This is a genomic window from Paraburkholderia lebeckiae, assembly GCF_050436225.1.
Taxonomy (GTDB): domain Bacteria; phylum Pseudomonadota; class Gammaproteobacteria; order Burkholderiales; family Burkholderiaceae; genus Paraburkholderia; species Paraburkholderia tuberum.
The window spans coordinates 1,019,721-1,046,233 of the sequence record NZ_JBNDLU010000001.1; the positions used below are offsets into that span (position 1 = coordinate 1,019,721).

Below are 26,513 nucleotides of genomic sequence, written 5' to 3' on the forward strand. Positions count from 1 at the left end.
GCTTGCGAGAGCGGCGTCTGGCCGAAGCTCCCAGACGCCCCTGGCCCAGCCGCATTCGCACACCGCAAAGCACACCCCGTCAGCCACGCTCCAACCGCCTGCGTACCGTCCCCACCAACCTGTCGAACGGCAATGTACTCGCAGCCAACGCACTGACCGCAGAAAAATTCTCCCTCACGATATCTGTCAACACCTGCCCCGGCGGCGCCTCGACCAGCACCTGCGCGCCCATTTCCTGCATCACGGTCAGCGCATCGAACCAGCGCACGGTGTAACGCATATTGGTCGCAAGATCCTCGCGAATCGCATCGGCCGTATATAACGGGCGTCCACCGCGATTGCCGATATAAACGCCGCGTGGTCTTTCAAAATGCAACGTGCGCGAGTACGCCAGCAGGTCGTCGCTCGCACACGCAAGCAATTCGCAATGGGACGGCACGCTGACCGCGAGCCGCGTGGCCTTGCGCGCGCCGGCCGCGAGCGCGCGTTCGATGAACCCGTCGAGCGCATCGTCCGCGCCGGCCATCACGATCTGGCGCGGTGCATTGACGTTGCCGATATACACGCGTTGCCGTTGCTCCGCGGCCTGCTGTGCAACGAGCGTTTCCGCCTGCTGCTCGCTCAAGCCGGAGACGGCCGCGAGACCATAGCCCGCCGGATAAGCGGTTTCCATCAGCTCGGCGCGTCGCTGCACCATCTTCAGCGCGTCGCGGAACGCCACCGCGCCACAACTGACCGCCGCCGCATACGCGCCGATCGACAGTCCCGCGCTGATCTCCGCCACCAATCCTTCATCGGCGAGCGCGCGCATGATCGCGACGCCCGCGACGGTCAAGCCCAGTTGCACCGCGACCGTCGAATCGAAAGCGTCGGACGAGTCGAGCGTCAGCACGTCGATGCCAAGTGTGTCGCAGGCTTCAGCGAGCGTGTCCTGTACCGCGCGATGCTGCGGCAGTCGATGCAGAAAGCCTTCGCTCTGCGCACCTTGGCCGGGGAACAGAAGCGCGAGCATCAGGCAATGCCATTGTGAGCAACCGCCGCCCACGGATCGGCGATCAAGCGGGGGCCGCTCGCATCGCGGGCAAGCACGCGCGCCTTGCCCGCGGCCCATTCCGCGAGCGCCACGCCACCCGCGGGCGTTTCGAGTTGCGCATCGATGCGGATACCGATATGCGCCGCGAGCGTTTGCAGTTGCTCCAGCAAAGCACTCGCGACATTCAGCGCCAGCGGTTGCGGCACGCGGATCAACAGATCGAGGTCGCTCGTTTCGTTGACAGTCGGCACGTGCGTCGCCAGTTCAAAGCCGGTGCTGCCAATAGGTCCCCAAGCGAATCCACCAAGCGGACCGCCGGAATCACGTTGCAACGAGAGCAGTGCAACGAACGAGGGCAATGCATCACGTCCGGTATCGGCTTGCGTCTGCGCGAGCGATTCCGGCGGCACGGCACCGACGATATCGTCCGCATGCACCCATGTGCCGTAGCGTTGCGCTCGCTTCGCACCGCGTACGCCGATCGCGACGAAACCATCAGCGGCGAACGCGCGTCGGACGACCGCATACGGCGCGCGTTCGAACGCGTCGCGAACCCACGCTGGTTCGTCATCGGGCGAGTCCAGCCGCCGCAAGTGCAGCAGATCATGCGGCCGCCACCGCGCGTCGCACGACGTGGCGTGCACGGTGGAGAAGGGCGCGGCCGCACACACGCGCATCACACGGCATCCCATTGTTCGGCAAGGCGCCGCCGCACCTCGATCGACGCCGCACGAGTCTGCCGCGCTGCCGCCGATTCCAGCCGACGCGCGAGCGTACGATCCCCGTCGCGCGCGCTGCGAATCTGCTCGACCAGTACCGTGCGCACGCGCTCGATCTGTGCCGCGTCGGGCGCGTCCGCGTCGATGCCTTCGATCAACTGATCGAGCAGCCCCAACTTCGCGAACGACGCCATCGAATACGACATCGGCACGATCGTGTCGCCGAGTTCGTCGAGTTCTTCGACCGTGCGGCGCGTGACGCGCGCGGCCGCTTCCTTGCCCATCGCGTGGACCATCGTGCCGGGCGCGTCGAGCGCGACGATGCGGTTCGCCTGATAGCCGTGCGCGAGGAACGCGCCGGACATCGCCGGACCGACGATCAGCGCGATCACCGGATGGCCGGCGTCGCGCGCGCTCGCATAGGCGTCGACGGCGGCCGCGCAGGCGAGGTGGATGCCGAGCATTTCCTCGCGATAGCCGTACGCCTGGCTCTTCACGTCGACAATGGCGACGATCGGGCGCCGCGTGCCGGCGTCCACACCCGCATCCGCTTCGATCGCTTCGCGCACCGCGCGCGCGAGTTGCCAGCCTTGTTCGAGCCCGACCACGTTGGTGGTCGCGCGCGGAAAACGGTTCGCGGGATCGGGCACGACCGTGATGAAGCGCGCGGTGTCGCCGCCGAGCGGCGCATCGCCGCTCCAGACGGGCGCCGCGCTCGATGGTTCACCGGCAAGTGCATTGAACCAGCGCGTGCCGCGCGTGAGTGTCGTGTCGTTCATGCCTGCTCCCTGTTCGACGCATCGCGCCCTTGCGGGTTGTACACAACACGCAGCGTGTCGGGCGTGACGCTTGCCGGATCGATCCGCGCGAGCCTCTGCAAGAACATGTCGACCTGCTCGCTGCGATGCGTGGCCGGCACGCCTTGCGCGAACGCGGCGCGTACGGCAGCGCGCACGGCCTCGGCATCGTCGTCGACGAGCATGTCGGCGAGCGCGCTCGCGACGCGCTGCTCGCCGCCGATCAGTTGCCATACGCGGCGGCGGTCGCTCGCATCGAGTTCTTCGATACCGGCTTCCTGCTCGATTACCTCAGGTCCGTTCATGCCGAGCCGTCCCTGCTTCGTCACGATCAGATACGAGCACAGCGCGGCCGCGAGCGACATGCCGCCAAAGCAGCCGACCATGCCCGCGATCACGCCGAGCACCGGCACGCGCCGGCGCAGCGCGACGATCGCCGCCTGAATCTCGGCGATGACCGCAAGCCCAAGGTTCGCTTCCTGAAGCCGCACGCCGCCGGTCTCGAACAGCACGACCGGGCGCACGAGCTTGCCACGCTCGCAGTCGCGTAGCGCCATCTCGAGCGCCGCGGCGATCTTGCTGCCCGACACTTCGCCGATGCTGCCGCCCTGGAACGCCGATTCGATCGCGGCGACTACGGCCGGTTCGCCGTCGATCGTGCCGCGCGCGATCACGCAGCCGTCGTCGGCCTGGCAGACGATGCCCTGCAAGGGCAGCCACGGCGATTCGATGCGATCGAACGGTCCGAGCAGTTCGCGGAAGCTGCCCGCGTCGAGCAGCGAGCGGGCGCGCTCGCGTGCGGGCAGTTCGATGAAGCTTTCGCGCAGCAGCGGCGCGCTATGTACGCTGGCGCTCGTGCTCATACGCTGTCTCCTTCCTCGGCCGCTTCGACCGCTTCGGCGAGCCGCAACGCGACCACGCCCGGCGTCGCGCCGAAGTCGTTGATCTCGATATGCACGGCGCCGTCGTAGCGCGTGAAGAAGCGGTCGAACACGCTCTTCCAGATGTGGCTATAGCCGTCGACGCTGGTGCGCACCACCACGTGCGCGGCGAGCGCCGAACCGCCTGGATCGGCGGCGGCAGGCGACAGCAGCACTTCCAGGTCACCCGAGCCGACCACGCCGACGTGCGCGCGGGTCGTGACGGCGCGTTGCGCCGGATAGTCGAAGGTCAGATGTTCCATGAGGCTCAGCTCCGGCTGGCGTCGCGATGCGCCAGCATGTCGAGAAAGAGGGTGGCGGCGAGCAGATCGGCCGCGCCGCCCGGCGATGCGTTCAGCGATAGCAGTTCGCGTTCGAGCGCGTCGAGCGCGACGCGGCCCGCGACTGTCGAACTGCCGCCCGCGTCGAGCACGCGCCGCGCGCCGCGCTGCCCCGCATGCAAGCCGGCGAGTCCCGCGCGATGCAGCAGGCAGGTATCGTCGAGCGTGCTCATGATCGCGAGCAGCGCATCGATGCGCGCGGCGTTTTCGTCGAGGCCGCGCGCGCGGGCCGCGTGCAATGCCGGCAGGCCGACGTCGAGCGCGTGCGGAAAGCCGTCCTGCGCTTCGCGCCGCGCGCCGCCGACCTGATAGCGTCGACGCGCGCGTTCGCCGTGGCTATCGGACGAAGCGGCGAAGCGATCCGGGAAGCAGGCGATCTGCGCGGCCAGCGTGCAGATGCGCGAGGTATCGAGATGGTCGGGATCGCCAGGTCTGTGCGCACGCATGGAGGAACTCGAAGCCGTTTCGAGCGCGACGCCCGCAACCAGCAAGCCGATGATCCAGATCGCGCCGCGATGCGCATTGCTCCCTCCCGTCGCCTGCATCATGTCCTGTTCGCCCGCGCGGCCGATCTGCGCGAGCTCGGCGCGCAGCAGCGCCGAGGGTTCGCCGCGGCGACGCGCCGTGCGCGCCAGCGCCGCGAAGGTCGGTTCGAGCGCGTGCGCGGAGCGCCGCATGATCGCGAGATCGAGGTCGCGATGCGCGCCGCTGCCTCGCCGGTCGACGAGCGCGGGCTTCGGCGTGAGCTCCGCCTCGTCGATCAGCGCGATGATCGCGTCGCGCGCGAGTTGGGCGTCTGAAAACGGCGCGACCGGCGAGGTGCCGCACGCATCGTGTAGGACCGAAGCATGCGGCGCGTCCAACCGGTCAAGAAGAACAGCAGCGGACGCCATCGTCACCAGCTCCGGAAGCGCGCGGGCGGCGCGTACAGTCCGCCCGACCACGTGACCAGATCGTCGATGCTGCGCGCCGCGAGCAGCGAACGCTTCGCTTCGCCGCGCCGGATGCCGAGATCTTCCGGGTACGCGACGATGCCGCGCCGACGCAATTCCGCGGTTTTCTCGGGCTTCGCGCGCAGACCGATCGGCGTGACACCGGCCACCGCCGCGACCGCCGCGCGCCGCTCGTCGATGCCTTCGGCCTTGTGCAGATGCGCGATGCCTTCCTCGGTGACCACATGGCTCACGTCGTCGCCGTAGATCATCACCGGCGCGATCGGCATGCCGTTTTTCGCGCCGACCGCGACCGCGTCGAGTTCATCGACGAAGGTCGGCTCGCCGCCTTTCTTGTACGTTTCCGCGAGTTGCACGACGAGCTTCTGGCCACGCGACACCGCGCCGTCGCCCTTCAACAGCTTCAACCACGCCTCGCTCGAATGACGCCGGCCGCGCGGATCGTGGCCCATGTTCGGCGCGCCGCCAAAACCGGCGAGCCGTCCGCGTGTGACCGTCGACGAATTCGCGTCGGCATCGATCTGCAGCGTCGAGCCGATGAACAGGTCGACGCCGTATTGCCCGGCCAACTGACACAGCACGCGGTTCGAGCGCAGGCTGCCGTCGTTGCCGGTGAAGAACACATCGGGGCGCGCCTCGATATACGCCTCCATGCCGACCTCGCTGCCGAAGCAATGGATGCTGTCGACCCAGCCCGATTCGATCGCGGGGATCATCGTCGGGTGCGGATTGAGTGTCCAGTTGCGGCAGATCCTGCCCTTGAGACCGAGCGATTCGCCGTAGGTGGGGAGCAGCAGTTCGATCGCCGCGGTATCGAAGCCGATGCCGTGATTCAGCGAAGTGACGCCATACGGCTCGTAGATGCCGCGTATCACCATCATCGCGGTCAGCACCTGCAAGTCGCCGATATGGCGCGGATCGCGCGTGAACAGCGGCTCGACCGCGAACGGACGGTCCGCCTGCACGACCACGTCGACCCACGAGCCCGGAATGTCGACGCGCGGCAATTCGTCGACGATCTCGTTGACCTGCACGATCACGATGCCGTGACGGAACGCGGCGGCCTCGGCGATCGTCGGCGTGTCCTCGGTATTCGGGCCGGTGTACAGATTGCCGTGACGGTCGGCCTTGTCCGCGCACAGCAGTGCAACGTGCGGCGTCAGGTCCACGAACATGCGCGCATACAGCTCGACATACGTATAGATCGCGCCGATTTCGAGCTGGCCGTCTTCGAGCAGTTGCGCGACGCGCAGACTCTGCGGCCCTGCGAACGAGAAATCGACCTTGTGCGCGATGCCGCGCTCGAACAGCGTCAAGTGCTCAGGACGACTGATGCTCGAAATCAGCAGATGCACGTCGTGCAGCTTGCGCGGATCGACCCTGGCGAGCGAGCGCGACAGGAAGTCGGCCTGCTTCTGATTGTCGCCTTCGAGCGCCACGCGCTCGCCGGGGTGGATCAGCGTTTCGAGCGCATCGACGATGCGGTGCGTGGGCAGCACGCCGTCTTCGAGCCACGGCGCGATGGCCGCGAGGCGGCGGTTCTTTTCGTCGCGCCGGGTCGTCCACGAGCGGGCAGTGGACCGCGATGCGGCGGCTTCGGCGGGGTGGTTCATCGGCTCGGTCATCGGTTCGATCAGCTCCCGGTGGTGACGCGCGGACGTCGGCCGCGCGGCTTCGGTTGATGCGCAAGCGCTTCTTCGCGCGCGCGCTCGGTCAGGAAACGATGCAGAAGCTCGCCGGTGCCGAGCAGATGCGCGACCACCAGCGACTGCGCGGTCGCGATATCGCGGCGCTCGACGGCTTCGAGCAGCGCGGCGTGCTCACTGTCGGACTCGCCCTTGTACGACGGCAAGCCGAACTTCAGGCGCAGATAGCGTTCGCCGCGCCGGTGCAGCAAGCCGATCATGTCCGCGAGCTGCGGCCGGCCGGCGGGCGCATAGAGACACATATGGAACGCGGCATTGCGCGTGACGTATAGCGACGGATCTTCTTCGCGCTCGGCGGCGCGGCACAAGTCCCTGGCTTCGCGCAGCGTCGCGGCGGTGTGATTCGGAATCGCAAGGCCGAGCGCGAGACTTTCGAGCGCCGAGCGGATCTCGTAGATCTCGCGCGCTTCGTTGGCGGACAGCGGCGCGACGGTCGCGCCTTTATGGACCGCCGCGCGTGCCCAGCCCTCGCTTTCGAGCTGGCGCAGCGCCTCACGCACGGGAATCGCGCTGACCAGGAAATGCCGGGCAATCGCGTCCTGGCGCAGCGGGGCGCCAGGCGCGAGCGTGCCGTCGACGATCGCCGCGCGCAGCGCCTCAGCAATCATGTGCGAGGTACTTTCGCGCGGCGCGGCGGCCGGAAGAAACGAACCGGACATAGCCGCGTCCAGGGGAAAACCTTCAGTTGCGTCGGTCATGATATCAAATATTATATATGAAAAGACGCGCATTTCAGCGCGGGCAAACCCGGAAGTGTTGAACCACATTCCAGGCGGGTGCTCGCGCCGTCCTCTGAATGATTTGGTACGAGGACATCGCCGATCAATCAACGTCGTCGAGCCATCCCCAAGCGCGCCCGTCCTTTTCTTCGTTACGTTCAACTATCGTAGGCCGGAGGAGCATGATGAATACAGTAACCGACCGACGAGCGGTCGCGCGTCAGCGCACACCGCTCAATCGTTCGCAGATCGCAGGGTTCTGGGGAGCGTGGGCCGGCTGGACGCTCGACGGCATGGACTCGTTCATTTACGCGCTGGTGCTCACGCCCGCGCTGACCGAGCTGTTGCCGCGTTCGGGCTTCGCGGCGACGCCGTCGAATGTCGGCCTCGCGGGATCGATCCTGTTCGCGCTGTTTCTGGTCGGTTGGGGACTGTCGTTCATCTGGGGACCGCTCGCCGATCGCTTCGGCCGCACCAAGGTGCTCGCCGCCACCATCTTCACGTTCGCGATTTTCACCGGGCTCGCCGCGACCTCGACCAACGTGTGGCAGCTCGGTATTTATCGCTTCATCGCGGGCGTCGGGATCGGCGGGGAATGGGCGCTCGCGGGCACCTACGTTGCCGAGGCCTGGCCGGAGGATCGTCGCAAAATGGGCGCCGGTTATCTGCAGACCGGCTACTACGCCGGCTTCTTTCTCGCGGCTGCGCTCAATTACACGGTCGGCGTGCATTTCGGCTGGCGCGCGATGTTCCTGACCGGCGCGGTACCGGTCGTCGTCGCGATTCTGATTCTGCTGCGCGTGAAGGAGCCGGAGAAGTGGCAGAAAGCCGACGCAAAGACGGTGCGCGTGAAGCCGTTGCGCGAGATCATGGGGCCGGCTTACCGGCGTCGCACATGGGTCGCGTGCATTCTGCTGACGATCGCGATCATCGGGCTGTGGGCGGGCGCTGTCTACGAGCCGTCCGCGGTGATCCAACTGGCGGCGCGCGCCGGCATGTCCAAGGGCGATTCGATTCGCACCGCGTCGCTCGCGACCGGCCTGCTGTCGATCGGCACGATCCTCGGTTGTCTCGCGCTGCCGCCACTGGCCGAGCGCATCGGCCGCAAGATGACGCTCGCGGTGTACTTCGCGGGGATGGCGGTGTCAATCGCGGCGAGCTTCGGTTGGGCGTTCTATCTGCCGAACGGGCTCGCGCCGTTCATCGCGTGGCTGTTCGTGCTCGGCTTTTTCGGCGGCAACTTCGCGTTGTTCAGTCTGTGGCTGCCCGAGCAGTTCGAAACCCGTGTACGCGCGACGGCGTTTGCGTTCTGCACGTCGTTCGGGCGCTTCGTCGGCGCCGGTGTCAACTTTCTGCTCGGCGCGGCGGTGCTGCATATGCAGACGCTCGGCGTGCCGATCGCGTTGACCGCGCTCGTGTTCGTGCTAGGCCTGTTCGTGATTCCGTTCGCGCCGGAGACGAAGGGCGAAACGCTGCCGCAGTAAGAACAGGGCGGGCGGCGCGCTTTACTTCGCGTGACTGCGTGTCCGCCCACCCGGATGCAGCAGTGTCAGCAACGGCCAGCCGAGATTGACGCCGAGACTCGCGGCGACGATCAGCGCCATGCCCGCCAGTTGCGACAGCGACAGCGCACGGCCATACACGAGCGCATCAACGACGATCGCTGTCAGCGGATACACGAACAACAGCACCGCGATCACTGGCGTGCTGAGCTTGGGCAGCGCGCCGTAAATCAGCACATACGACAATCCCGTGTGCAGCACGCCCATGCCGATCAGCCAGAACCACTGCATCGGACCGATATGCGTGAGCGTCAAAGGCGCGATGAGCGGCGCGATCAGCGGCAGACAGATCACGCCGACCGCGCATTGCGTGAGCGTCAGCAGATGCGGGCGCATTTCGCCGAGGCTCTTCGCGATCAGCGTGACGCTCGCATACAGCAGCGAGCCGAGCAGCGCTTCGCTCAAGCCGATCAGATAGCTGCTGTGGCCTTGCAGGTTTCCGGCCGCGATCACACCCGATGCGAGCACGAGCCCGACGAACGCCGTCGCGATCCAGCCGAGCCGGTCCGCGCCGAGCCGCTCGTTAAAGAGCGCCGCGCCGATCAGCACGACCCAGAACGGCTGCACATGAAACACGACGGTCGCGACCGCGATGCTGGTGCGATGAATCGCATCGAAAAAGCCGACCCATTGCGTGACCATCAGCACGCCGGAAATCAGCGCGAGCGCGACCGTGCGGCGCGTGAACTGCGCGTGCGTGAAAAAGCCCTTCCATGCGCAATAGGCGGCGAGCGAGAGAAAGCCGAACAGGCAGCGGAAGAATACGAGCGTCAGCGCATCGAGCCGCGCCTCCTCGACGAAAACGCCGATCGTGCCCATCAGCAGGCCGCCGCTCGCCAGCGTGATCGCGCCTTGTTGACGTGAGGTGAGAGACATGCGCAATGACTCCGTAACATGATGCCTGCGAGTATTGCGCCGCTTGCGACCTGTTCACAAACGAATTAAATTGAGCAATTCCATAAGCCCGGTTGATAAATCGTGAACCCTGAATTCGACGTCGATCTGTTGCGCAGCTTCGTCGCGGTCGTGGAGGCGGGCAGCTTCACAAAGGCGGCGGCGAGCGTGCATCGCTCGCAGGCGGCGGTCAGCATGCAGATCAAGCGGCTCGAAACGATGCTCGGCACGACGCTGTTCGCACGCAACACGCGCAACCTGTCGCTGACGCGGCCCGGCAGTACGCTGCTCGAATACGCGCGGCGCGCGCTTGCGTTGCAGGAGGAGGCGTGGTCGGCGATCGTGCGGCCCGAGGTGACCGGGCGGGTGGTGCTCGGCGCGCCGGACGACTATGTGTCGTCGCTGCTATCGCCGGTGCTGCGGCGTTTCGCGACGTTGTACCCGCGCGTCGAGATCGAGATCGTCTGCGCGCAGAGCACGGCGCTCGCGCCGATGCTCGCCGACAACAAGATCGACCTCGCATTCGTCACGCGCGACCCCAGGATGCGCGGCGAATTCGTGCGCAGCGAACCGATGGTGTGGGTGGGGGCGTCGGTCGATACGCCGGTGTTGAAGGCCTCGCCGTTGCCGGTGGGGTTGTACGAGCCGGGCTGCGTCGCGCGCCAGCACACGCTGGCTGCGCTGGATGGCGCGCGCATCCGTTATCGCGCGGCGTTCAGCAGCGCGAGCCTGATGGGGCTCGTCGCGACCGTGGATGCCGGTTTGTCGGTGATTGCGCTGACGCGATGCAGCGTGCCGCCGCGGCTCGCGATACTCGGCGACGCGCAAGGCCTGCCGAGAATCGCGCCGCTCGAAATCGTGGTCGCGCGCAGCGCGAAATCGGATCGGCCGACCTGCGATTATCTGGCGCAGCAGATGGTGCAGGATCTGTCGCTGCGGTAGCCGAGCGTGCCAGCCTTAGTCGTTCAGGCGCGCGAATAGGCGGTCACTTCACCCTCGACCGCGAGCCGCACGCGCTCACCCGGACGCGGGCGCAGATAGCGGGTCGATCACGATCAGGCAGCCAGCGCCCTTGGTGCCGGTCGTGCCGTCGTTGCTCGGCGTGCTGCCGACGATCACCCAGCCCGACTTCAGCATCGTCATCGCGGTCGATAGGCCGATGCCGCCCGGGCATTCCTTCAGATCGCGCGGCACGGTCGCGAACACCGTCATCTGTCTGGTGTCCGGGTGATAGTCGATGATCGTGCTGCCGGTGCCCTGAAGGTTCGTCGAGTTGTTGAAGTTGCCGACCAGCACGTCGTCTTTCTTCACGGTGCCCTTGCTGACCGGCGCGACCACGAGCGCGTACGGATTCTGGTCGCCAGCGCGCGGCGGGCGGCGTCAGAAGTTGATATTGGTCCGCACGCCGACGACGAAGGTGTTGCGCAGCGGCTGCGTCGGGTCGTTCGGGTTCTGGCCCGCGCCGGCGTTGAACGTGTATTGCGCGTCGGCCTGCAACTGCCACCACGGATTGACCTGATATTGGTAGGTCGCCTCGAGCGTGGTTTCGCTGGTGCGCACGCCGTAGGGGCTGCCGTTGAATGCCAGGAAGTCCTTGTCGAGTCCGTTCACGTGACTGCCGACCTTGATGTAGGTCAGCGCGAGACCGGCGCTGTCGTTGTCACGGCCCTTGAACGGCGCCTTCAGCACGACGCCGAGGTTGGCCGCGACTTGCACGAGGTTGCGGTCGCCCGGCGCGCCCATCACGCGCGCGAACACGCCGAGGCTGCGTGGTTCGTCGGGGTCGGGGCGCCACACCATCTGATCGGCGACCGCATAGAAGCTGTAGTTGCCGCTGTGATTCGTGGGAATGCCGGTCGACGCCGGATTCGCGAGCGACAGCCCCATGTTGTCGTAGCGCTGATCGGCGAACTTGTTGGTGTTGTACCAGACGCCGAGCTTGTAGGTGCCCGGCAGGCCGCGGCCGCCCGTACCGACCATTTCGCCTTCGGCCGGCTGGTTGATCGAATACTGCAACTCGCCGATCCACAACGCGCCGTTATGCAGGTTGAAGTTCGTGCCGCTCATGTTGTCCGGGTCGTTGCCGAGCGGGTCGCCCGAATACACGCCGGCAAGCGCGGTCAACGAAGGGGTGATCTGGCCGCGCACGCGCACGCCGAGACCCGCGAGCGGATAGGCGGGACCGCCCGACGGCATGTCGTACGAGGGCAGCGCGGGCCAGCCGAACATCGTGTTGAGGAACAGGGCCGCATACGTGCTCGTGATGAATTCCTGGTCGAGGCTCTGCTGACCGATCTTCACGTCCACGCGCTTGTTCAGGAACGACTGCTGATACCAGAGCTCCCACAGACGCGTCGCGTCGTCGGCCTCGATGCCGCTCGCGGTATTCAACGTGCCGAGCTTGTTCGCGCTCAGGTTCGCGCCGTGAATTTGCAGTGCGCTGACGTTGAAGAGGCCGCCCGGCAGGCCGAACGCCTTTTGCGTATCCATCTGCAAGGTGGCGGTGGTCAGGCCGTCGTAGTTGGCGCCGCGCGCGAGACCGCCGCGCAGATTGGCCAGCACTTCGCTGGTTTCGGTCAGCGTGAAGGTCATGCCGTACTTGCCGAGCCACGGACGCAGGCCGCCCATGTCGCCAAGCAATTGCTGGCGGTTCCAGAGGCCCGTCCACTGGTTGGTCTGCGTCGCCTGAATGTTCAGGTCGGCCTCGGGCGCTTCCGGGTTCGCATCGGGATTGGCTTCGGCCAGCGCCGCGTGGGCGGTCAACGAGGCCCACGCGAAAGCCGTGCACAGCGCGACGCGCCGCATCGAAGGCAAACGCGTACGATGAGTTGCGCCGGGACCTGCGGAAGCGTCGCAAACCGGGCGCGCATTGGTACGCGATCCATTGAATGGGGCGAACTTCATCGAAATCCTTATTAGTGTCGTTTCGACCGATGTGATCAATCGGCGATTGCCTGGCGCGACATCGCATGTTGTCCCAGGCTGCCAAAGCGGCTGATGGCGTGATCGTACGCAGGCGTATTGCGGCAGTCAAAAAAATGAGAACGATTCGCAACAATATTGCTGGCATGTAATTCCCGGATTTACGGGCTGCTCCTAAACTTTATGAGGGCGTAAGAAGGTATTAATTAACGCGTAATTAAAACGTATTGATGTAGTCAGGCGAACGTGCGAAATGGCGAGGTGTCGAAGCGCACGAGTCACCCCGAAAGTCAAAGTAAGGAGGTAGAAATGGGCAAGCGCAGTCTTCTGGTTTCGTTGCTGGTGAGTGGTGGTCTGTTGCTGGGCGGCGCAGCGCACGCGCAGTTGAATCTGAAGCAGTTCGGCATCGGCGGGGGCGGCGATAGCGCGGCGGGTGCCGGGGCGTCGTCGGGCGGCGTGTCGCAGTTGCTGCAGAGTTACGTGGGCGCGAACCAGCAGGTGCTGAGCGGACAGTCGAGCCTCGCGTCGGCGATGGGCATGACGAGTGCCGCCGGCCAGGCGCAGCAGGCGGCGGGGCTGCTCAGCGGCGGCACGCCGTCGGTCAGTCAGTTGACGCAGGTCGGCAGCACCCAGCAGTCGCTGTCGCAGAAGCTGACCGATGCGTTCGCGAATCATGCAAGTGGCGGCGCGTCTGCGACGCCGGTCAACAAGGAAGCGTTCACGCAAGGTCTGTCGTCGCTCGGCAAGGGTGTGAGCCAGTATTCGAGCTTGCAGTCGGGGCTCGGCAGCCTCGGTCAGATGAGTCCGTCGTCGCTGCTGCAATCGGGCCTCAATCCTCAGACCGCGCAAAGCGCTTCGTATATTGCGCAGTCGGCGCCGGGGCAGTTGCAGTCGCTGATGTCGACGCTGAGCTCGGCCGTGCAGTTCGCATCGAGCCACGGCATTACGGTGCCGTCGATCGCGACGTCGGCGTTGAAGGGGTTGTAGGCGCGTTTTCGCTTCGTCCCGCGCGCGGTCGATTCAGCGCCGAAAGCCGCTATGATCGCGTCGAACCCGCAGTCCAACCGGAATTCCGCCGATGTCCCACACCATCAATCTGGAAAACTACTTCGCCCGGATCGGCTATCAGGGCCCGCGCGCCGCCACGCTCGACGTGCTGCGGGCGATTCACCGGCTCCATCCCGCCGCGATCCCGTTCGAGAACCTGAACCCGTTGACGCGCCGGCCCGTCAGGCTCGAGCTCGAAGCCGTCGAACGCAAGCTCGTGACCGAAAAGCGCGGTGGCTACTGCTTCGAGCAGAACATTCTGTTCGCGAACGTGCTGATGCAACTCGGCTTCCGGGTCACGCCGATGCTTGCGCGCGTCGTGTGGGGCCGCGAGCCCGGCACGATTGCGCCGCGCACGCATATGGTGCTGCGCGTCGATATCGAGGGCGACGCATGGATCGCCGACGTCGGCTTCGGCGCCGTGACGCTGACCGCGCCGCTGCGGCTGACCGCCGGCCTCGCGCAGCCGATTCCGCTCGGCACGTTCCGTCTCGCCGACGCCGGGCGCGACACCGTCTATCTCGAGGTGCTGACGCCGGACGAGAGCTGGACCCGCGTTTATCACGTCGATCTGCGCGCAGTCGAGTGGATCGACTACGAAACCTCGAACTGGTACACGTCGACGTCACCGGATTCGAAGTTCGTTCATAACCTGCTGGCGTGCCGCGTGTTGCCCGAACGGCGCCTGGCGCTATTCAACGATCAGTTCAACGAGCGCGACGCACAAGGGCAGATCGTCAACGAACGGCGCCTCGCGAGCGCCGCCGAACTTGCCGACTGTCTGCGTGAGCGCTTCGGCTTAAACCTTGAGGACATCGATATCGCCGACGTGTTCGAGCGCGTGCGTACGCGCGATGACGCCGCATGAGCCGACCGCTCAAGGGCACCGCGATGATCGCACGTCTGATCCTGCAATCGCTGGCGTGGCTTGTTTTCATGGGCGTGCTGCTGTTCGGCGCGGCCGGCACGCTCGCGTGGCCGGCAGCGTGGTGGTATCTGTTCGAGCTGGCAGTATTGAGTCTGTGGCTCGGCTTGTGGCTCGCGCGTCATGATCCCGCGCTGCTCGCGGAGCGGCTCGCGCCGTTCGTGCAGGCGCAGCAGAGCCGCTGGGATCGTGTGTTCATGGCCGCGATCGGGGCCGCGTGGTGCGGCTGGCTGATCCTGATGGGTTTCGACGCGATGCGGTTTCGCTGGTCCGCGCCGCTGCCGTCGTGGCTCATGGGCCTCGGCGCGTTGTGCGTGTTCCTGTGCATCTTCACGTGCCGGTTCGTGTTTCGCGCGAACAGCTATGCCGCACCGGTGGTCAAGATTCAGTCGAGCCGCGGGCACAAGGTCGCCGACACCGGGCCCTACGCGTACGTCCGTCATCCGATGTACGCGGCCGCGCTGGTGTTCTTCGTCGGCACGCCGCTGATGCTCGGCTCGTGGTGGGGGCTCGTGGCGCTGCCCGTGATGGCGTACGGGATGGGCTGGCGCGCGGTGCGCGAGGAACGGCTGCTCGCCGGGCAGCTCGACGGCTACACCCAATACATGGCTCGGGTGCGTTACCGTTTCGTGCCGTTTATCTGGTAGCGCGTTCCAGCCGTCTCCCAGCGTCGAACCGGGTAAGATTGGGCCCGGCCGTCGGAGAACCGGCCACGGTGTACTTCATGTACCACCGGCGAACCACCGATGAGGTTTGGAGTGAAAACAACTACCCAGGCGCGCATAGCGCCCGCCGCACAGGCCGAGCAGAAACAGCATTCCGCCGAACGCGATCGCGATCGCGACACGCCGGTCAAGGCGATGCCCGCCTACGAGCAGATCAAACGCTACGTGCTTCAGCGCATCAGCGAAGGCGCATGGAAGCCGGGCGGGCTGATCCCTTCCGAAACGGAACTGGTCAAGGAGTTCGGCGTCGCGCGCATGACGGTGTCGCGCGCGCTGCGCGAGCTGACCGCCGAGCGCGTGCTCACGCGCGTGCAAGGCTCGGGCACCTTCGTCGCGCCGCAGCGGTATGAATCGACGGTGCTGGAGATCCGCAATATCGCCGATGAAATTGCCGCGCGCGGACATCGTCATTCGGCGCGCGTGCTGACGCTCGAACCGAGCGACGACGCCGATGCGCTCGAAGCGCTCGGTCTCGCGAGCGGTCCCGCGTTTCACTCGTGCATCGTGCACAGCGAGGAGGCCGAGCCGATCCAGTACGAGGACCGCTTCGTCAATCCGAAGGTGTTCCCTGAATATCTGCAGCAGGACTTCTCGGTCGAAACGCCGAATCACTACATGGTGCGGCTCGCGCCCGTGCAGCGCGCCGAGTTTCGCATCTACGCGCAAAAGCCCGACGCTTATGTGCGGCGTCATCTGATGATGGATATCGGCGAGCCGTGTCTGCTGCTGTGGCGGCGCACGTGGGTCGGCGAGAACGTCGCGACGTCGGTGCGGCTATGGCATCCGGCGTCGCGTTTTCATCTGGCGGGGACCGTCTAGGCCCTAGTACGGTTGCTGAAGCGCGCGTTATCCCTGGCGCTGCGACGTATTCGGCGAAAAGCGGCAGCCGAGCCGATAGCGCGAACCCGGATGCACGAAACGCGCGAACGTCACGGCGACGCCGCCCGTCCACGTGCGGCGCGTCAGCGTCAGGCACGGTTCTTCAGCGTGAATTTCGAGCAGCTCTGCTTCGGCAGGCGTCGGCAGCGCCGCGTCGACCACGTGTTCGAGATCGTGCATCGGCACGACCGTCAGCAGATACTCGGACGGCTTCAGCGCCGAGAAATCGTGCTGCAGAAAATCCGGCGCGACGGCCGGATTCACATAGCGATCTTCGAGCTGCACCGGCAGACCGTTCTCGCGATGCACGCAGATCACATGAAACACCGAAGCGCCCGGCGTCAGCCCCAAGGCGTTCGACACCGTGACCGACGCGGTCTCGCGCTGCAACAGCACCATATCGCAGCGATAAGCGTGGCCGCGCGAGCGGATCTCGTCGCCGATATGGGCGATCATCAATAGCGTGGACTGCGGCTTGTTCGGCGCGACGAAAGTACCGACGCCCGACACGCGCGTGACGAGCCCCGCGTCGGCGAGTTCGCGCAGCGCGCGGTTGACCGTCATCCGCGATACGCCGAGCGTCGCGACGAGGTCGAGTTCAGAAGGCAGACGGTCGCCCGCCTGGCGTCCGCCCGAGTCGATGATCTGGCGAATGTGCTGTTTGACCTGCTCGTAGCGCGCGGCCGGCGCCTCGTCGCTGCCGCGCGCGATTTTGGCCGCGGCGCTGGCCGCGTTGGCGGACGATTTGCCATGAGGCTTGTTGCGAGCGGTGGCGCTCATAGGGGCGGGGTGTCGTCCGGGCCGCGCGTCCAGAACGCATTGCGGTCGAAATAGTTTTGCAGAAACTGCCGCAGACGCGGCTGCGCGGCATCGTGAAACACGTCGCGCGGTTTGCCCTGCACGGCGATGCGGCCTTGATCGATGAATACGACCTTGTCGGCAACCTGCGCGGCAAAGCCCATTTCGTGCGTGACCACGGCCATCGTCATGCCGTCGCGCGCGAGCTGCTTCATCACCTGCAGCACCTCGCCGACCAGTTCCGGGTCGAGCGCCGAGGTCGGTTCGTCGAACAGCATGATGTGCGGCTCCATCGCGAGTGCGCGCGCAATCGCGACGCGTTGCTGTTGACCGCCCGACAGTTTCGCCGGATACGCGTCGCCCTTGTGCGCGAGGCCGACCGTCTCCAGCATCGCGCTCGCGCGGCGGCGCGCTTCGTCGTACGAAAGGTGCCGCACGCGCAGCAGCGCCTCCATCACGTTGCCGAGCGCGGTCATGTGCGGCCACAGGTTGAACTGCTGGAACACCATGCCGACGTTGCGGCGCACGCGGTTGATCTCGCCCTGCGAGGCGCGCACGCGTTTGCCGTTGCGCTCGGTATAGCCGAGCAGTTCGCCTTCGATGCGCACGTCGCCGTGATTGTAGGTTTCGAGCGCGGCGAGGCAGCGCAGCAGCGTGCTCTTGCCCGAGCCCGACGGCCCGATGATGCAGACCACTTCCGAGCGCGCGATCTCGAGATCGATGCCGCGCAGCACCTCGACATCGCCGAAGCGTTTGCGCAGATCGCACACTTCGATCAGCGGCGCGGCATTCGATGCGTTCGCCGTTGCACTGGCGGCCGGCGCGGCAGATTGCGCGTTGGAGGACATGTCGGCGATGGCGTTCATAGGTGTTCCGGAATCATGCCATGAAGCGTGCGAGGCGGGCTTCGGCCCACATGCCCGCGCGCGAGGTCAGCTCGACCAGCGCGAGATAGCACACGCACAGCACCAGCAGGGTTTCGACGAAAGCGAAGGTGGCCGAACCGATGCCGGTCAGCACGAACGTCAGTTCGGGCACGGTGACGATCGACAGCACGGCCGTCTCCTTGCTCAGCACGATGATCAGATTGGTCAGCGCGGGCACGATCAGCACCAGCATCTGCGGCGCCTGGATGCGTACGATGGCCTGCCAGCGCGTGAGCCCGAGACACGACGCCGCTTCGAGATGGCCTTTGGGCACCGACTGGAAGCCGGAGCGGAACGCCTCGGCAAAATACGCGCTGCCGTAGAGACCGAGGCCGACGATGCCAGCCGTCATCGGTTCGAGCGTGAGGCCGATGGACGGGCCAGCGTAGTACAGCAGAAACAGTTGCACGAGAAACGGCGTGCCGCGCAGCAACTCGATGTAGACACGCAACACGGCGCGCAGCCAGCGTCCGCAGAACAGTTGCAGCACCGCGATCAAAAAGCCGACCGCGAGACCGATTGCGACGCCCGCGGCCCAACTGGCGAGCGTCGTCGCCAGGCCGGCGGCGATCGGCTGCAGGTTGTGCGTGATGACGGTCGGGTCGAACGTTTGCATGGCGAGGTTCGCTTAAACGTGAGTCGATTCAGGCGTGCTGCAAACGGTGTTCGGCCGCATGCGCGACGAGCGCGAGCGAACCGCAGATCACGAAGTAGATGAGCCCGGCCGCGACATACGCTTCGAGCGGCCGGTAAGTGCTCGCGGCGATGTTCTGCGCGGTGCGCGTCAACTCGGCGACGCCGACCACCGAGATCAGCGAAGAAGCCTTGATCAGCAGCACCATTTCGTTGACGAGCGACGGCAGCGTCAAACGGAATGCTTGCGGCACCAGAATGCGCCGCAGCGTATCGAGCGGGGAAAGCCCGAGCATGCGCGCGGCTTCGAGATGTCCGGGCGGAATGCTCAGAAAACCGCCGCGCAGAATTTCGGCGATATACGACGCGGAGCACAGCGACACCGTGCTGATCGCGGCGACGATCGGCGACACGTTGATGCCGGCGAACGGCAACAGGTAGTACACGAGCAGCAGTTGCACGAGCATCGGCACGCCGCGAAAGAAGAACACGTAGGCGCCGCCCGCGAGGCGCGCGGCGCGATGCTGCGACAGCCGCGCGGTGCACACGCCGATGCCGACGAAGAATCCGATCACGAGCCCCGTCAGCGAAATGCCGACGGTGGCGAGCGCCGCATGCAGCAGCAGCGGCAGGCCCTGAACGAAGACGGTCGTGTTGAACATGGATCGCGGCCGGTGGAACGGGAAGGGCGACGCGCGCCGCGCTACGGCGAAACTATTGCCCGACGCGGGACGCCCACGTTGAAGACGCTCAGTAGTTCGGCGTGGGCATCGTGGACGGCATCTCCATCGCGACACCGAACCACTTTTTCTGCAACGCGGCGAGGCGGCCATCCTTCTGCATTTTCACGAGCGCTGCGTTGAACGCGTCGGCGAGCGGTTTGCTGTCGGCGTCCTTGCGCAATGCATACGCGAAGTACACCTTCGCACCGAACGGCGGCTGCACGACCGCGAACATCTCGGGGCGCTGCTTCGCGACATACGCGATGTTGGTCATCGAATTCGCTGCCGCGGCGATGCGGCCCGCCGCGAGGTCCGCGTAAGCCTGATTGTTGTCGACGTACTCGCGGATTTCAGGCTGCTTCGGCAGCGTGGCCGCGTAGCTCTTAAGCTGGTCCAGCTGCGCGGTGCCTTTGCCCGCGCCGACCGTCTTGCCCGCGATATCCGACGATTGCTTGATCGACGCATCGTTCGCGCGCTTGAGCAGCGCGTCGGTCGCATCGGCGACGGGCAGCGTGTACGTGTAGCGTTCCATGCGCGCCTTCGTGACCGTCAGCGGGCCGCCGACCATATCGAACTTACCCGCTTCGAGACCGGGCAGCACGCTCGGCCACGGCAGATCGATGAAGCGCACCTTGACGCCGATTTCCTTGCCGATCTCCGCGAACAGCTCCTTGTTGAAGCCGGCTTGCTGACCGTTCTCGAGAAAGTCGAATGGCGCGAACTGCATTTCGGTGCCGACCACCAGTTCGCCGGCTTTCTTCACTTTGGCGAGCTGGTCTTCGGCGTGCGCGGCGACGCTTGCAGCGCACAGCGCCAGCATGACCAGACGACATTTCCAGCCTGCAAGGATACGCATGGGGTTCTCCGGGGGCGAATTGGTGTTAGGTTGCCGGCGTGTCGAAGTGTTCGTTCCAGACCCGCCGCGTCGGCAGCGCGTTGCGGGGCCTCGCTGGGCAGTATATACCGCGCTGCCGGCGAAAAATAAATGCTCGCGTGAGTAGAGAAAAGCCCTGATATCGAGGGCGTGCGAAGCAACTTGCGGTGCTGCTTTTGGCGGTATATACCACTGCAATACCGATCCTCGAAGGAGCCGCGCGATGCCCGTGAGCCGCATTCCGATCATCGATGTCGCCGGCGTGCGTGCGGGCGATCAGCAGGCGCTCAGACGCGTCGCGAAGGAAATTCATGAAGCGTGTACGACGATCGGTTTTTTCTACATCGTCAATCACGGCGTGCCGCAAGCGAAGATCGATGCCGCCGCGCAGGCTGCCCGCACTTTCTTCGCGTTTCCAGTCGACACGAAACGACGCGCGGCGGTCAATCATCGGCATCGCGGCTTCAATGCGCTTGGCGACGCGACGATGTATCAGGCGAAGCGGCCCGATTACAAGGAGTTCTTCAGCATCGGCCTCGAACTGCCGGAAGACGATCCCGACGTGCTGGCGGGCCAGGCACTACGCGGGCCGAACAATTGGCCGGACTTCATGCCCGGGTTGCGGCCGGTGCTGTATGACTATTACGAGGCGGTCGGCGCGTGCGGGGCCGAGCTGCTGCGCGCGGTCGCGGTGAGTCTCGGCATCGAGGAAAATTTCTTCGCGCCGCGCTACACGAAGCGCATGCAGCGCACGCAAATGGTCTATTACCCGCCGCAGCCGCCGCAGTCGGACGAAGATCAGTTCGGCGTCGCGCCGCACACCGACTACGGCTGCATCACATTGCTGTGGCAGGATCAGGTCGGCGGCCTGCAGGTGCGCGAAATCGCCAACGATACGTGGGTCGAGGCGCCGCCAGTCGAAGGCAGCTTCGTCGTGAACGTCGGCGATCTGCTCGCGCGCTGGACCAACGACCGCTTCCGCTCGACGCTGCATCGCGTGATCAATGCATCGGGGCGCGAGCGCTATTCGATCGCGACGTTCTACGATCCGACCTACGGCGCGCTCGTCGATCCGCGTGAGCTCGGCGCAAGCGACGCGCAAAGCAAATATCAGCCGGTCGCCGCGGGCGACTATATCCTCGGCCGCATCAACGATTCGATGGGCTATCGCAAGAAACTCGCCGCTACGGCACAGTAAGGAACGCCTGCATGACAGAGCAGAGCATCACTGACGACAAGACGACACCGACCGCAACCCCAGCCGCAACCGCACCGCTCGCGATGACACTCGAGGCCTTGCGCGCCGCGCTCGGCGTCGACGCGGTGCGCGTCGGCGATCAGATCGGCGAACGCGCGCTGACCGACTGGACGCGCCACGAGCCGACGCGTCCGGCCGCACTGCTGTTGCCGCGCACGACCGACGAAGTATCGCGTGCGCTCGCGATCTGCCACGCCGCGCATCAGCCGGTGGTACCGCAAGGCGGTATGACCGGACTCGCGGGCGGCGCGATCGCGCGCGCCAACGATATCGCGTTGTCGCTGGAACGCCTGAGCGGCGTCGAAGAACTCGACGCGGCGTCGGCCACACTGACCGTACGTGCCGGCACCACGTTACAGGCCGCTCAGGAAGCTGCCGAAGCAGCCGGCTTCGAACTCGCGCTCGACCTCGGCGCGCGCGGCTCATGCCAGATCGGCGGCAATCTCGCGACCAACGCGGGCGGCAATCGCGTGATCCAGTCCGGCACCGCGCGCGACCAGGTGCTCGGGCTCGAAGTGGTGCTCGCCAATGGCGACGTGCTCAGTTCGCTCGGCAAGATGGTCAAGAACAACACCGGCTACGACCTGAAGCACTGGTTCATCGGTTCGGAGGGCACGCTCGGCGTGATCACGCGCGCGGTGCTGCGGCTGCATCCGCGACGTGCGGCGCGTCATACGGCGCTCGTCGCGCTCGACGATTACGATGCCGCGGTGAGCCTATTGCGTCGTCTCGCGACGCTCTTCGGCAACGACATCGGCGCGTTCGAGATCATGTGGCCGGACTTCTACGACTTCGGCGTGAAGCTGACGGGCGCGCGCTCGCCGTTCGACGCCGCGCATCCGCTCTATGCGTTGATCGAGCACGCGGGCTTCGATGCCGACGACGCTGGCGAGCGCTTCGCCCTGGCGCTGACCGATGCGCTCCAAGCGGGCGCATTGCGCGACGCGGTGGTCGCGCAGTCGGTCGCCGATGCGCGCGCGCTATGGGCGATCCGCGAATGCACGGCGGAGTTTCCGCTCAAGCTCGATCCGATCAACTTCGACGTGAGTCTGCCGATTGGCGAGATCGGCACGTTCGTCGACCATTGCCGCGCGGCGCTGGATCAGCGCTGGCCGGGCAACGAAGCGTATTTCTTCGGGCATATCGGCGATTCGAATCTGCATCTGACCGTCGATGGTCATTCGATCCCCGGCGTCGATCATCACGCGGTTTATGCGTTCGTCTACGAGATGCTCGGACCGTTGCGCGGGTCGGTGTCGGCGGAGCATGGCATCGGTTCGCTGAAGCGCGAGTTCCTGCCGATTTCGCGCTCACCGGCCGAGCTTGCGGCGATGATCGCGATCAAGCACGCGCTCGATCCGCACGGCATTTTGAATCCGGGCAAGCTGTTCTGAGTTTCGATGAGAAGCAAATCAACGACTTCTACCTCGCGTGCAAGTCCGCCATATTTTCACGATCAGCACATAAATAACGATCGCCACAATCAGATCTATAGCCGTCATTGCGCCGATGTAAAGCAGTTCATAGTCGGCCACTTCGACACGCCGGCTTCTATCAAAATCTCTTGTTTTATGCCTGGCTTTATTGTCCGAATGCGTGGCGCATCGGCCATGCTCCGCCGTCAATGCGCATTCAGATAACCGACGATCAACGGATAAACATCGACCGCCGCGTTCTTGCCGAAGATGCAGTCGATATGCCCATACCCCGGAATCAGATGCCGCTCGTACGGCTGCTCGGGGAAGCGCTCGCGCAGCAGCTCGTAAGTGCGCGCGGTGCTGACCGGCAGATAGGTTTCGTTCTTCTCGCCGTGAATGAAGCCGATCGGCAAACGCATGCCCTCGAGTCCTTTCATGCCGTCCGCGCCGGTCAGATACACGTCGTCGCCGCGCGCATCGACGACCTGGCCCGCGCGCACCATCGTGGCCAGATGCTGGAACACGGCCATGTCGTGAATGCCGAACAGTTCCTGCAGGTTCGCATGCAGCGTCTCGTTCAGCTTGTCGTGCTCGTAGAGCAGGCCATACAGGAACGTCGCGCGATGACAGATCGGATTGCCGCAGCCCTCGCCGTGATCGAGCGGATAGAGACGCAGCGCTTCGTCGTACAGGTTCGCGGGCCACGAATCTTCCTGCGTATAGGCGGTGAGGTCGCGTATGCGCAGATGCTGCATCAGATCGGGAATATGCAAGCCGGCCTTGATCCGTTGCAACGTCCCCGGCACCGGATGCGCGGACACCTGCGAAATCACCGCCGAGCGCACGCCGTCGAGTCCATGGAGAAGCGACATGCTGAGCGCGAGGCCGCCCAGGCAGTGGCCGAGTACCTGAATGTTCGGCGCGCCGGTCACTTCGCGAATCTTCGCGACGGCGGCGGGAATGTCCTCGCGCGCGACTTTGTCGACGTTGGTCGGCACGAGCACGCTCGGCAGTTCGATGCTGACGCGCAGATCGACGAGCCACACGTCGTAGCCCGACGCGTACAGATATTCGACGAGGTTGGTCGTTATCAGATCGGTCGAGAAGATGCGGCTCGATACGCCCGAGCCGTGGATCAGCAGGATCGGCTTCGCGGCTTTGCCCACGGCCGGATCGCAGTAGCGCGTGAGCTTGAGCCGCGTGCGGTCGGGTGTGTCGAAGTACGTGATCTGCGGCGCCGGCGCGCGCAGCGTGCGTTTCGCGCGCGGCGGTATGTATGGATCGTAGAACTGCAGCGGCGCGGCCACGCCGCCGTATTCGGTGAACAGCACGCCCGCGAAGAACTTGCCGAACTTCAGCGTCCATTCGAGGCGCGTCATCAGGTCGGGCGCGTGGGTGACTTCGAGCGTGCGCTGCTGCTTCAGGAAGTTTTCGGGCGTGATGATCAGCGTCGCGGTGCCGACGACGGGCGCATCGTCCTGCGCCGCGGCGCGAATCTCCGCATACAGCGTGTTGGTCTGCTCCCACAGGTTGATCGGCGACGTGCGCGTGATGATCTTCTTGCCGGTGAGATACCAGGTGTTGCCTTCGACCGCGGCGAGCGTCATCCGGTAGTTCATGTTGCGTTCGTCGACGTCGGATTCGTCGACGACGAACAGGTTGAACGTGCCGTCGCTGATCGTCAGCGGTTGGGCGGACAGGGCGGGGCAGGTCAGTGTGCCGGCGGTGCGCGCGAGGTGATTCGGGTTGCTCAGCATGTCGGCGAGATCGTCGGACTCGACCGTCAGCGTGAATTCGATCGGGCTCTTCGCGGCTTCGCCCGCCACGCTGGGCGTGTAGGTGCCGACCATCGTCTCGGTGAAGCGCAGGCCGATCTTCTGTGCGGGCGGCGCGGCGGCGGTGCCCTTCGACATGTAGTCGATCGACCAGTCGTGCGCTTTGGCCAGCAGCGCGCAATTGCGCTCTGCGAGCGCGGAGATGGTCAGGAGCGGATTGACGCCGAGCGACATCGGCATCACCGCGCCGTCCATCACGTAGAGGCCGTCGTGCACCGCGATGCCGACCGTGCCGCTGAACACGCGGCCCAGATGATCGACTACGCCATGCGCGGCGTCCTCGCCCATGCCGCAGCCGCCGAGCGGATGCACGGTGACGGTGTGCCGGCCGGCGATCTTCGTCGAAATCGGGTTGCGCAGATATTTGCCGCCGAGCGGTTTGGTCGCCTCGATCAGCACGTTCTCGATGGTCTGGAGGATCGGCTGGCGTCCCGCGTTTTTCCATTCGATGCGCGCACGGCCTTTGTCGCCGACCGTGATGCGGCCGCTTTCGTCGTCGTGCGCCATCACGAGATAGCTTTGCGTGTGATTCATCGCACCGTGGTACGGGCCGCGGATCAGGCTTTCGAGCGCACGCGCGTCATAACTCATGCGCTCGAGCAGCGACGGGGCCCCAGCCGCATCCACGCCTTCGAGCGGCGCGACCGCGCCGAGCATGCCGACGAGCGCCTCGCCGACCGCACCGGCCAGCGAGCCTTCCTCGATCACGTAGCCATCCCTGACGTTTTTCCCGTCGGCGCGATTGTCGATCAGGCCGGTGATGGTCGGTCCGACCGGCGGAATCTGCCCCGGCTTGTGCTCGCCCCAGCCGACGCCGTTGATCGTGTCCCTGGTGTTGTACGCGAAGGCGAGCACGTCGCCGTTGCCGGTGAAATGCTGGCCGAGCGTCTCCGACATGCTCAAGCCCGCGTCGCGCGAGCGCAGCAGCAGCGCGGTCGAGCCGATCGTGCCCGCCGCGACGATGACGATGTCGGCCAGCACGAACAGATCGGGCGCGTCGTAGCTTTCGCGGCCGAGCTTCACGAGCTGGAAGTTGACCTTCCATTGCTGCGTATCGGGATCGCGCAGCACCGAATGCACGGCCGTGCCGGTGAAAATCTGCGCGCCGTGGGCGACCGCGTCGGGCAGATAGTTCATGTGGGTCGAATTCTTCGCCTCGTAGTTGCAACCGGAGTTGCAATCGCCGCAACCGACGCAGCGCTGCTGCTCGACGCCCGCCGCGTTCGGACCGTCCTTGAACGTGACCGTGATCGGCGGACGGCTGAAGCGGTCGGCCATGCCGAGCGCCTGCGCCGATTTTTCGAGCGCCTGGAGCTTCGGCAGCGGCGGGAAATCGTCGGGCACCGGCGACGGTGACAGCATTTTCCAGGCGAGCGCATAGCCGTCGTCGCGTCCGGCTTGGTCGGCGCGCAGCGCGGCCGGCCAGCGCGGGTCGTCCCACAGGCGCGGATCGGCTTCGAGCGCGACGTTCGCATTGATCAGCGACGTCCCGCCGAGCCCACAGCCCACCACCGCGTTGACGTCTTCGTTCACGTGCACTTCGAGCAGCGCGAGCGGCGAACCGATCTGCGCCTCGGCCGTGTTGTACTGGATCTGCTCGACGCCCTGCAAGGGGGTGCGCGGAAACTCGCCGGCCATGAATTCGCGGCCGCGCTCGAGCACGCACACGCGACGGCCCGCGCGCGCCATGCGGCTCGCGGCGATCGCGCCGCCGTAGCCCGAGCCGATCACGACCACCTCGTAATGCCGTTGCAGCGCCGTCGGCGCGCTCGATAAGCGGTTCATCAGGACCACCTCGTCTGGAATCGGATGCGGGGAACGGAAGGTCGACTTCGAAACAAAGACGGCGTGCTGCGGGAGCTTTTTTATCGTAGGCGGAATATCGGCGCAAAAAAAGCGCGCCGTGG

Annotated in this window: 24 protein-coding genes and 1 pseudogene; 8 read left to right on the forward strand and 17 right to left on the reverse strand. The window is 65.6% G+C overall.

The window, feature by feature from the left end:
* Positions 1-79: 79 nt before the first annotated feature.
* The 8 genes from mdcH to OKW45_RS04910 are packed head-to-tail and all read right to left on the reverse strand — an operon-like array spanning position 80 to position 7,167.
* The gene (mdcH, locus tag OKW45_RS04875) at positions 80-1,012 is read right to left on the reverse strand and encodes a malonate decarboxylase subunit epsilon (protein WP_429466294.1); all 933 of its coding nucleotides are present in this window, start codon (positions 1,010-1,012) and stop codon (positions 80-82) included.
* Positions 1,012-1,710: a malonate decarboxylase holo-ACP synthase gene (locus OKW45_RS04880; protein ID WP_429469250.1), complete on the reverse strand. Its 699-nt coding sequence runs from the start codon at positions 1,708-1,710 to the stop codon at positions 1,012-1,014. Before OKW45_RS04880 ends, mdcH begins: the two co-directional genes overlap by 1 nt.
* Positions 1,710-2,531, reverse strand: a complete 822-nt coding sequence (gene mdcE, locus OKW45_RS04885) for a biotin-independent malonate decarboxylase subunit gamma (RefSeq protein ID WP_018420781.1) — start codon at positions 2,529-2,531, stop codon at positions 1,710-1,712. The genes OKW45_RS04880 and mdcE overlap by 1 nt, the downstream gene beginning before the upstream one ends.
* The gene (locus tag OKW45_RS04890; protein WP_429466296.1) at positions 2,528-3,412 is read right to left on the reverse strand and encodes a biotin-independent malonate decarboxylase subunit beta; all 885 of its coding nucleotides are present in this window, start codon (positions 3,410-3,412) and stop codon (positions 2,528-2,530) included. Before OKW45_RS04890 ends, mdcE begins: the two co-directional genes overlap by 4 nt.
* A complete protein-coding gene (locus tag OKW45_RS04895) occupies positions 3,409-3,732 on the reverse strand; it encodes a malonate decarboxylase subunit delta (RefSeq protein WP_429466298.1) in 324 nt (107 codons plus the stop codon). Before OKW45_RS04895 ends, OKW45_RS04890 begins: the two co-directional genes overlap by 4 nt.
* A gap of 5 nt (positions 3,733-3,737) precedes the next feature.
* Positions 3,738-4,703, reverse strand: coding sequence for a triphosphoribosyl-dephospho-CoA synthase (locus OKW45_RS04900; protein ID WP_429466300.1), 966 nt, complete (start codon positions 4,701-4,703; stop codon positions 3,738-3,740).
* Positions 4,704-4,705: 2 nt separating this feature from the next.
* Positions 4,706-6,376, reverse strand: a complete 1,671-nt coding sequence (gene mdcA / locus OKW45_RS04905; RefSeq protein ID WP_429469253.1) for a malonate decarboxylase subunit alpha — start codon at positions 6,374-6,376, stop codon at positions 4,706-4,708.
* 20 nt (positions 6,377-6,396) lie between these two features.
* The gene (locus OKW45_RS04910; protein ID WP_429466302.1) at positions 6,397-7,167 is read right to left on the reverse strand and encodes a GntR family transcriptional regulator; all 771 of its coding nucleotides are present in this window, start codon (positions 7,165-7,167) and stop codon (positions 6,397-6,399) included.
* 206 nt (positions 7,168-7,373) lie between these two features.
* Here OKW45_RS04910 and OKW45_RS04915 point away from each other — a divergent pair, with 206 nt between their 5' ends.
* Positions 7,374-8,672 (forward strand): MFS transporter, encoded by a 1,299-nt coding sequence (locus OKW45_RS04915; RefSeq protein WP_184008596.1) that lies wholly within the window; start codon positions 7,374-7,376, stop codon positions 8,670-8,672.
* A 21-nt stretch (positions 8,673-8,693) separates the two neighbouring features.
* On the opposite strand, the gene OKW45_RS04920 is transcribed toward OKW45_RS04915, so the two are convergent.
* Positions 8,694-9,626, reverse strand: a complete 933-nt coding sequence (locus OKW45_RS04920) for a DMT family transporter (RefSeq protein WP_184008382.1) — start codon at positions 9,624-9,626, stop codon at positions 8,694-8,696.
* A gap of 102 nt (positions 9,627-9,728) precedes the next feature.
* Between OKW45_RS04920 and OKW45_RS04925 the strand changes: the two genes are divergently transcribed.
* The gene (locus OKW45_RS04925) at positions 9,729-10,586 is read left to right on the forward strand and encodes a LysR substrate-binding domain-containing protein (protein ID WP_018420789.1); all 858 of its coding nucleotides are present in this window, start codon (positions 9,729-9,731) and stop codon (positions 10,584-10,586) included.
* A gap of 99 nt (positions 10,587-10,685) precedes the next feature.
* Here OKW45_RS04925 and OKW45_RS04930 read toward each other — a convergent pair.
* Positions 10,686-11,015 (reverse strand): annotated as a pseudogene (locus tag OKW45_RS04930) (hypothetical protein); the annotation flags it as partial.
* A 9-nt stretch (positions 11,016-11,024) separates the two neighbouring features.
* Positions 11,025-12,548: a carbohydrate porin gene (locus OKW45_RS04935; protein ID WP_429466304.1), complete on the reverse strand. Its 1,524-nt coding sequence runs from the start codon at positions 12,546-12,548 to the stop codon at positions 11,025-11,027.
* 327 nt (positions 12,549-12,875) lie between these two features.
* Between OKW45_RS04935 and OKW45_RS04940 the strand changes: the two genes are divergently transcribed.
* From OKW45_RS04940 to hutC (OKW45_RS04955), 4 genes are all read left to right on the forward strand, one after another.
* A complete protein-coding gene (locus OKW45_RS04940; protein ID WP_429466306.1) occupies positions 12,876-13,553 on the forward strand; it encodes a hypothetical protein in 678 nt (225 codons plus the stop codon).
* 91 nt (positions 13,554-13,644) lie between these two features.
* Positions 13,645-14,481, forward strand: a complete 837-nt coding sequence (locus tag OKW45_RS04945) for an arylamine N-acetyltransferase family protein (protein WP_429466308.1) — start codon at positions 13,645-13,647, stop codon at positions 14,479-14,481.
* Between the two features lie 23 nt (positions 14,482-14,504).
* Positions 14,505-15,185 carry a methyltransferase family protein gene (locus OKW45_RS04950; protein WP_026225859.1) on the forward strand — a complete coding sequence of 227 codons (681 nt, stop codon included), beginning with the start codon at positions 14,505-14,507 and terminating at the stop codon, positions 15,183-15,185.
* A gap of 111 nt (positions 15,186-15,296) precedes the next feature.
* Positions 15,297-16,082, forward strand: a complete 786-nt coding sequence (hutC, locus tag OKW45_RS04955) for a histidine utilization transcriptional repressor HutC (RefSeq protein ID WP_018420796.1) — start codon at positions 15,297-15,299, stop codon at positions 16,080-16,082.
* 27 nt (positions 16,083-16,109) lie between these two features.
* On the opposite strand, the gene hutC (OKW45_RS04960) is transcribed toward hutC (OKW45_RS04955), so the two are convergent.
* From hutC (OKW45_RS04960) to OKW45_RS04980, 5 genes are all read right to left on the reverse strand, one after another.
* A complete protein-coding gene (hutC, locus tag OKW45_RS04960) occupies positions 16,110-16,922 on the reverse strand; it encodes a histidine utilization transcriptional repressor HutC (protein ID WP_429466310.1) in 813 nt (270 codons plus the stop codon).
* Positions 16,919-17,806, reverse strand: coding sequence for an amino acid ABC transporter ATP-binding protein (locus OKW45_RS04965; protein ID WP_429466312.1), 888 nt, complete (start codon positions 17,804-17,806; stop codon positions 16,919-16,921). The genes hutC (OKW45_RS04960) and OKW45_RS04965 overlap by 4 nt, the downstream gene beginning before the upstream one ends.
* Before the next feature lie 13 nt (positions 17,807-17,819).
* Positions 17,820-18,482, reverse strand: a complete 663-nt coding sequence (locus OKW45_RS04970; RefSeq protein WP_429466314.1) for an amino acid ABC transporter permease — start codon at positions 18,480-18,482, stop codon at positions 17,820-17,822.
* Between the two features lie 28 nt (positions 18,483-18,510).
* A complete protein-coding gene (locus tag OKW45_RS04975) occupies positions 18,511-19,161 on the reverse strand; it encodes an amino acid ABC transporter permease (RefSeq protein ID WP_018420800.1) in 651 nt (216 codons plus the stop codon).
* Positions 19,162-19,249: 88 nt separating this feature from the next.
* A complete protein-coding gene (locus OKW45_RS04980; protein WP_026225860.1) occupies positions 19,250-20,077 on the reverse strand; it encodes a transporter substrate-binding domain-containing protein in 828 nt (275 codons plus the stop codon).
* 241 nt (positions 20,078-20,318) lie between these two features.
* Here OKW45_RS04980 and OKW45_RS04985 point away from each other — a divergent pair, with 241 nt between their 5' ends.
* Together OKW45_RS04985 and OKW45_RS04990 are read left to right on the forward strand one after the other, a co-directional pair.
* Positions 20,319-21,293: an isopenicillin N synthase family dioxygenase gene (locus OKW45_RS04985; RefSeq protein WP_429466316.1), complete on the forward strand. Its 975-nt coding sequence runs from the start codon at positions 20,319-20,321 to the stop codon at positions 21,291-21,293.
* 11 nt (positions 21,294-21,304) lie between these two features.
* Positions 21,305-22,747 carry an FAD-binding oxidoreductase gene (locus tag OKW45_RS04990; RefSeq protein ID WP_429466318.1) on the forward strand — a complete coding sequence of 481 codons (1,443 nt, stop codon included), beginning with the start codon at positions 21,305-21,307 and terminating at the stop codon, positions 22,745-22,747.
* A gap of 227 nt (positions 22,748-22,974) precedes the next feature.
* On the opposite strand, the gene OKW45_RS04995 is transcribed toward OKW45_RS04990, so the two are convergent.
* Positions 22,975-26,391 carry an alpha/beta fold hydrolase gene (locus OKW45_RS04995; RefSeq protein WP_429466320.1) on the reverse strand — a complete coding sequence of 1,139 codons (3,417 nt, stop codon included), beginning with the start codon at positions 26,389-26,391 and terminating at the stop codon, positions 22,975-22,977.
* Positions 26,392-26,513 lie beyond the last annotated feature (122 nt).